Raw genomic sequence first — 5900 nt, forward strand, 5'->3', positions numbered from 1 at the left:
TAGGCGGTAGGCGGTAGGATCAATCGGCGATAGTGGTAATATGTGCTGTGTGAGGAATTGGTTTTGAACAGGTAGCAATTATGCGCTCTTTTGTTCAGGGTGATTTGCAGCAGCGACTCAGCCGATTTGTATTTTATGGCCGGATTGCCTTGCGTTCGAGCGATCCGGCTCGTCGTTTAACAGACCTTGTGCTGGCAAACCTGCTCTTCGCAATGCCTGCATCAGTGCGCAGGTGGCTTTTTGCCGGAACGAGAGCGTTTTGTCCGGTATGCAATGCGCGCCTGACGGGCTTTCTCACTCTGCATCGCCCATATCATCGCTGATGTCCGGTCTGCCGCTCGTTACAGCGCCATCGCCTGATCTGGTTATTTTTGAAACAATCCGGTTTACTAGATAGCGAGCAGAGACGAACGTTGCTCCACTTCGCGCCAGAGCCGGGATTGGCGGAGCGTTTTGCGCAGATGCCACATTTACGTTACATCACGGCAGATCGGTATGATCGCTCGGCAAGCTTGCAGTTAGATATTACGAACATTGCACTGGGTACCGGTTCAGTTGATCTTATTCTCTGTAGTCACGTGTTGGAACATGTACCAAATGATCGGCAGGCAATGCGTGAGCTTTATCGTGTGTTGAAACCGACAGGCACAGCGCTGGTGCTGGTGCCAATTCAGGGTGAACAAACATTTGAAGATCCCGCTATTACGGATCCGATACAGCGGGAGCAGTATTTTGGCCAGTTTGACCACGTGCGCTTGTACGGCAGAGACTTTAGTCTACGTTTGCGCGAGGCCGGTTTTCAGGTCACAACAGTAGAAGCGAAGGATGTGCTGGTCGATCAGGCTGAGATTGAACGCATGGGGCTGCCGATAAACGAGACGATTTTTGTTTGCCGGAAGGAGTTATAGCCAAATGCGACCCGGCACAGGTTAGCTGCGCCGGGCCATGGTTAGTCGATATGCGTAAGCAGCCGGCACTATCAGACAGCACCCCTATGTGTCTCAGCGCCGGGCCAGGTTTGCCGCAACCAGAACGGGATCCCATACCGGCGCAAAAGGTGGCGCGTAGCTGAGATCGAGTTCGGCCAGTTCGTCGATGGTCAGGCCGGCGTACAGGGCAGTGGCAATCGTGTCGATCCGTTTGGCGACACCTTCACGACCGACCATCTGACCACCCAGCAGGCGGCGAGTCGTGGCATCGAAGACCAGGGTTACAGTGATCGGTTGGTGACCGGGCATATAGTGGGCGCGCGATCCCGCCGTTGCGCTGACTGTTCGGGCGGCGAAGCCTTCTGCCTGCGCGCGCGCCAGCGAGAGGCCACTGATTGCGGCTTCGATATCGAACACCTTGACCACTGCTGTGCCAACGATGCCGCCAAAGCGGACATTGCCACCGGCCAGATTCTCGCCAGCGACCCGCCCTTGCTTGTTGGCGGTTGTGCCGAGTGGCATCCATGCCGGCTTGCCGGTGACACGATGGAATGCTTCGGCTACATCACCCGCTGCCCAGACATGAGGCACATTCGCGCGCTGGTGATCATCGACGGCCACGGCGCCGGTCGGCCCAAGAGCGATCCCGGCTGCGCTGGCCAGAGCCGTTCCCGGTCGCGCGCCTGCGGCCAAAATGACGATCTCGGCGGGAATGAGCTGATCCTGTACGCTGACGGCGCGCACCCGTTCATCGCCAACGATGGCCTGCACTGTTTGACCAGGGTACAGATTCACACCCTGGCGAGACAGCTCGGCTTCAACTGGAGCAACCATCTCGCTATCGAACGTCGGTAACACGTGAGGCATCCGCTCAATAAGCGTAAGCTGAATACCGCGCGCAGCAAGCGCCTCCGCCATTTCCAAACCGATATAGCCACCGCCGATAATCACCCCGGCGCGGGGCCTCTGCTCAGTTAACCAGGCTTTGATTGCCAGCGCTTCTTCGACATTTCGCAAAGTGAAGACGCCGGGTAGATCGACGCCGGGAAGGGGAGGACGACTCGGTTGACCGCCGGTTGTCAGCACCAGCTCATCCCAATGATCGACAAATTCGCGTCCGGAAGTCAGATCGCGCACGTGTACTGTATGTTGACTCACGTCAATTGCAGTCACTTCGTGATGGATCAAAGCCTGGATGCCTTGTTGGGCGAACTGAGCCGGCGCGCGCACGACAACGTCTTCAACGCGAGCAATCTCACCTTTTATAGCGTAAGGGAAGCCGCACGCGCCGTAACTCACATATCCCGAACGCTCATACACGACAATCTCGAGCGCAGGATTGGAACGACGCGCCTTCGCCGCTGCACTCATTCCCGCTGCGCCACCGCCAATCACCACTACCCGCTGGCCCATTCTGTATCCTCCGTATGCATCTGCGTGATTAAGCCTCTCAAGGGAGATGCAACGCTCTTAAGGAAAGTTACATCTGCATTCGGTTTGAATTTATCTCTAATGTTCAAACAGCCTTAATATTTCCTTAACCAACGATATTCTGTCAAAGGATTATAATGGTAGAGGCTGTGTAGTCTTGCCATGACAGGCCGGGATAGACAATAATCGCCACAACTGTATGAACATCTGGCGTCATATCGCGCTCATCCTTGTCACTTTAGCCATGGTCGCTTGCGGCGCGCCACTCGCCGCGCCGACCTCGCCTACTCCGCTGCCAACACCAACTGCGCCGCCGCCTTCGCCCACGGCGGCGCTTCTTTTGCCCACAATGGAGCAGATGGCACTCGCCGACGAGATCAAGATCGATGGGTCGAGCACCGTTTTTCCAATCACAGAACAGGTTGCAATCGCGTTTGGTGAATTGGCGCCGGACGTTGCGATTCGGGTCGGAGTGAGCGGTACGGGTGGCGGTTTTGCTCGATTTTGCGCTGGCGAGACCGACATCTCAAACGCTTCGCGCCCGATCAAGCAGAGCGAGATGGAAGCTTGTGCCAGGCAGGGAATTGACTTTATCGAACTGCCGGTGGCATTCGATGGTCTGTCGGTAGTGGTGCATCCGGATAATGATTGGGCGCAATGCCTGACAGTGGCTGAACTGAATCGGATGTGGGCGCCGGAAGCAGAGGGAAAGATTACGCGCTGGAATCAGATTCGCCCTGAGTGGCCTGACGAACCGTTACGTCTATACGGCGCAGGCGCTGACTCTGGCACGTATGATTATTTCACTGCGGCAATTGTCGGCGCTGAAGGCGCGAGCCGTCTTGACTATACTGCCAGCGAGGACGATTATCTGCTGGCGCAAGATGTGGCCGCCGATCGGTTCGGTTTGGGCTTTTTTGGCTACGCTTATTATGTTGAGTATGCCGGTCAGTTGCGGGCGGTGGCAATTGATAACGGTCAGGGATGTGTTGCGCCGACTACCGACACTATTAACAACGGTCAGTATCAACCACTATCGCGACCGATCTTCATCTACGCGCGCGCCGACCGGATAACGCAACCGGCAGTGCGAGCATTTGTTGAATTTTATCTGTTGAACGGAGCGGCCTTCGCGACGAAAGCGCGCTACGTTCCCCTGCCCGAACCGGTCTACCAGCTCGCGCTACGTCGTGTCGAGCGACGGATCGTCGGTTCGGTGTTTGCCGGTGGGTCGCAGGTTGGGCTATCAATCGAGCAATTATTGCGACTTGAGGATCGCTAGCGATGCGTTTCCCGATCTGGTCAAAGCTGTTAGGCGCGATGGCGATCGACGTGATCTTGCTGATCGCTCTGGGCTTTTTCGCGACGCATCAGATGGCGACGATGAATGATCGCGCCGTCTTCATTACTCAACATACGATACCGTCGCTTGATACCGTGAGCGATATGGTTGTGGCGATCAATCAATATCGCGCCCGCCAGCTCGAGTTTCTCATCTACACGAACGCCGGCGATCGCAACCGCATCATCGATCAGATGCGCGCGATTGAGGCCGAGATGGCCGGCTACCTTCAGGCGTATCGCCCTCTTGCCGGCGCTGGCGATGAACAACAGCGACTGGCCGCAGTTGAGGCGGCCTGGCAGGCAGTGGTACAGGCGAATCACGAGCGATTCATTCCAACTGTGCGGATTGCCAGCGATGGCAGCGTGCAGCCATTCTACTCGCGGATGAATCCATTCTATACCGCGCTCGATCGGGCGATGGCGGCGCTGGTGGAGGAAAATCAGCGCCAGGCCCAGGCCTCGCTTGAAGTGGTGGCCGCAAGTTACGATACAGCGCGTAACTTCATTCTGGTTGATACCCTGGTGGCAATTGTGATCTCGACTGCGGTTGGCTTGCTACTTTCGGCGCGCATTGCCCGACGGCTACGCCGGCTGGCGCAAGTGGCGACCCGGGTATCAACCGGCAATTTGATTGGCTCGATCGATGAGCGCACGCGCGATGAAATTGGCGATCTGGCGCGAGCATTTGATCGAATGCTGGACAGTTTGCGCGGGCAACGCGCGGCGTTAGAAGAGCGCAATCGCGATTTGCAGGCCAGCCTTGCTCGCCAGCAACAATTGATGGAAGAGGTCATCCGGGGGAAGCAGGCCGAAGCGGAAGCAGAGCGAGCGCGAGCGGCTGCCGAAGCGGCCAGTCAGGCCAAGAGCGCGTTTCTCGCCACGATGAGTCATGAGCTGCGCACACCGCTGAATGCAATTCTCGGTTATGCGCAGTTGCTCCATCTCAGCAAGGCAGTTGCTGAGCCACACGATTCGTATCTGGAGCGCATCCTGACCTCTGGGCGCCACTTACTGGCTTTGATCAGTGATGTGCTCGATTTTGCCCGCATCGAGCAGGGTGCGCTTGATCTCGAATACGGCCCCGTTGAGGTGGTCAGGCTGGTCGAAGAAGTGACAGCAATGACGCTGCCACTGAGCCAGCGCAATCACAATCAGTTAACTGTTATCTGTCCGTCGGATATTGGGGTGATCGAAACTGACAACCGTCGCCTGCGGCAGGTGTTGATTAATCTGCTCAGCAATGCGGCCAAGTTCACGGAGAACGGTTTTATCCGGCTCGAGGTTGCGCGTGAGCAGCGCGATGGGATCGATGGGATTCGCTTCGCTGTGATTGATAGCGGGATCGGCATTCCACGCGATCAACAGCACAAACTGTTTCGGCCATTCAGCCAGATCGATCAGTCGGTGACGCGCCGGTATGAAGGCACCGGTCTCGGTCTGGCGCTCAGCAAACAGATCGTGCAGGCATTAGGCGGCGCGATCGATGTGGTCAGTGATGCCGGCGCCGGCGCGACGTTTACCGTCTGGCTACCGGCATCATCTGCGGTTCATTCTCTCTCGTTGACGACAGCACCGCATGAATCTGGAGTGCATGTATGAGTTTCATTCTCATTGTTGATGATAATCTTGACAACCGCAATATTCTCGGCCAGATGCTGCGTTTTAGCGGATTCAACGTTGAACTGGCAGCCGACGCTTACACTGCGCTTGAGATTGCGCGGCAACGACGGCCTGGCCTGATCTTGATGGATTTGTCGATGCCCGGTCTGGATGGCTGGACGGCAACCGAATATGTCAAGCACGATCCGAAGCTCCGTGATATTCCGGTAGTGGCGGTGAGCGGTCATGTGACCCGCTCTGATATTGAGCGCGCCAAGCGAGCGGGTTGTGTCGAGTTTTTGGCCAAGCCGATTGATTATGAGCATCTGATCGCTGTGGCGCAACGCTATACGATAGGCGATAGGCGATAGGCGGTAGGCGGTAGGCGATAGGCGGTAGGCGATAGGCGGTAGGCGATAGGCGGTAGGTGATAGGCGGTAGGCGATAGGCGATAGGCGATAGGCGATAGCCGACAGGCGATAGGTGAGAGGCGGATAGGTGATAGGTGAGAGGCGATAGGTGGTAGGTGGTAGAGGCGCAGCGGTGCTGCGCCCAGATTGCTGTGCCCAGATTGCTGTGCCCAGATTGCTGTGCCCA

5 protein-coding genes are annotated in these 5900 nt (G+C 56.9%); 4 read left to right on the plus strand and 1 reads right to left on the minus strand.

The window, feature by feature from the left end; translation table 11 throughout:
- Nucleotides 1-371: 371 nt before the first annotated feature.
- Nucleotides 372-908: a class I SAM-dependent methyltransferase gene (locus Q0650_RS18775; protein WP_298821822.1), complete on the plus strand. Its 537-nt coding sequence runs from the start codon at nt 372-374 to the stop codon at nt 906-908.
- Between the two features lie 93 nt (nt 909-1001).
- Here the strand turns inward: Q0650_RS18775 and Q0650_RS18780 are convergent, their stop codons facing one another.
- On the minus strand, nt 1002-2342 hold the full coding sequence (locus tag Q0650_RS18780) for an FAD-dependent oxidoreductase (RefSeq protein ID WP_298821825.1): 1341 nt from the start codon (nt 2340-2342) through the stop codon (nt 1002-1004).
- A gap of 217 nt (nt 2343-2559) precedes the next feature.
- On the opposite strand from Q0650_RS18780, the gene Q0650_RS18785 reads away from it, so the two are divergent.
- Genes Q0650_RS18785 through Q0650_RS18795 form a run of 3 tightly spaced genes read left to right on the plus strand, consistent with a single transcriptional unit; the run spans nt 2560 to nt 5674 of the window.
- On the plus strand, nt 2560-3642 hold the full coding sequence (locus tag Q0650_RS18785) for a PstS family phosphate ABC transporter substrate-binding protein (RefSeq protein WP_298821827.1): 1083 nt from the start codon (nt 2560-2562) through the stop codon (nt 3640-3642).
- A gap of 2 nt (nt 3643-3644) precedes the next feature.
- Nucleotides 3645-5303, plus strand: coding sequence for an ATP-binding protein (locus Q0650_RS18790; protein ID WP_298821829.1), 1659 nt, complete (start codon nt 3645-3647; stop codon nt 5301-5303).
- Entirely contained in the window at nt 5300-5674 is a 375-nt protein-coding gene (locus tag Q0650_RS18795) for a response regulator (protein ID WP_298821831.1), read from the plus strand. The genes Q0650_RS18790 and Q0650_RS18795 overlap by 4 nt, the downstream gene beginning before the upstream one ends.
- The last annotated feature ends 226 nt before the right edge of the window (nt 5675-5900 follow it).

The sequence above is a fragment of the uncultured Chloroflexus sp. genome, from assembly GCF_937129525.1.
Classification (GTDB): Bacteria; Chloroflexota; Chloroflexia; order Chloroflexales; family Chloroflexaceae; genus Chloroflexus.

Bases quoted from the DNA above. Each gene is read 5' to 3' on its own strand.
- Q0650_RS18780 (WP_298821825.1), bottom strand. From the start codon at position 2,342: ATGGGCCAGCGGGTAGTGGTGATTGGCGGTGGCGCAGCGGGAATGAGT.
- Q0650_RS18795 (WP_298821831.1), top strand. From the start codon at position 5,300: ATGAGTTTCATTCTCATTGTTGATGATAATCTTGACAACCGCAATATT.
- Q0650_RS18785 (WP_298821827.1), top strand. From the start codon at position 2,560: ATGAACATCTGGCGTCATATCGCGCTCATCCTTGTCACTTTAGCCATG.
- Q0650_RS18790 (WP_298821829.1), top strand. From the start codon at position 3,645: ATGCGTTTCCCGATCTGGTCAAAGCTGTTAGGCGCGATGGCGATCGAC.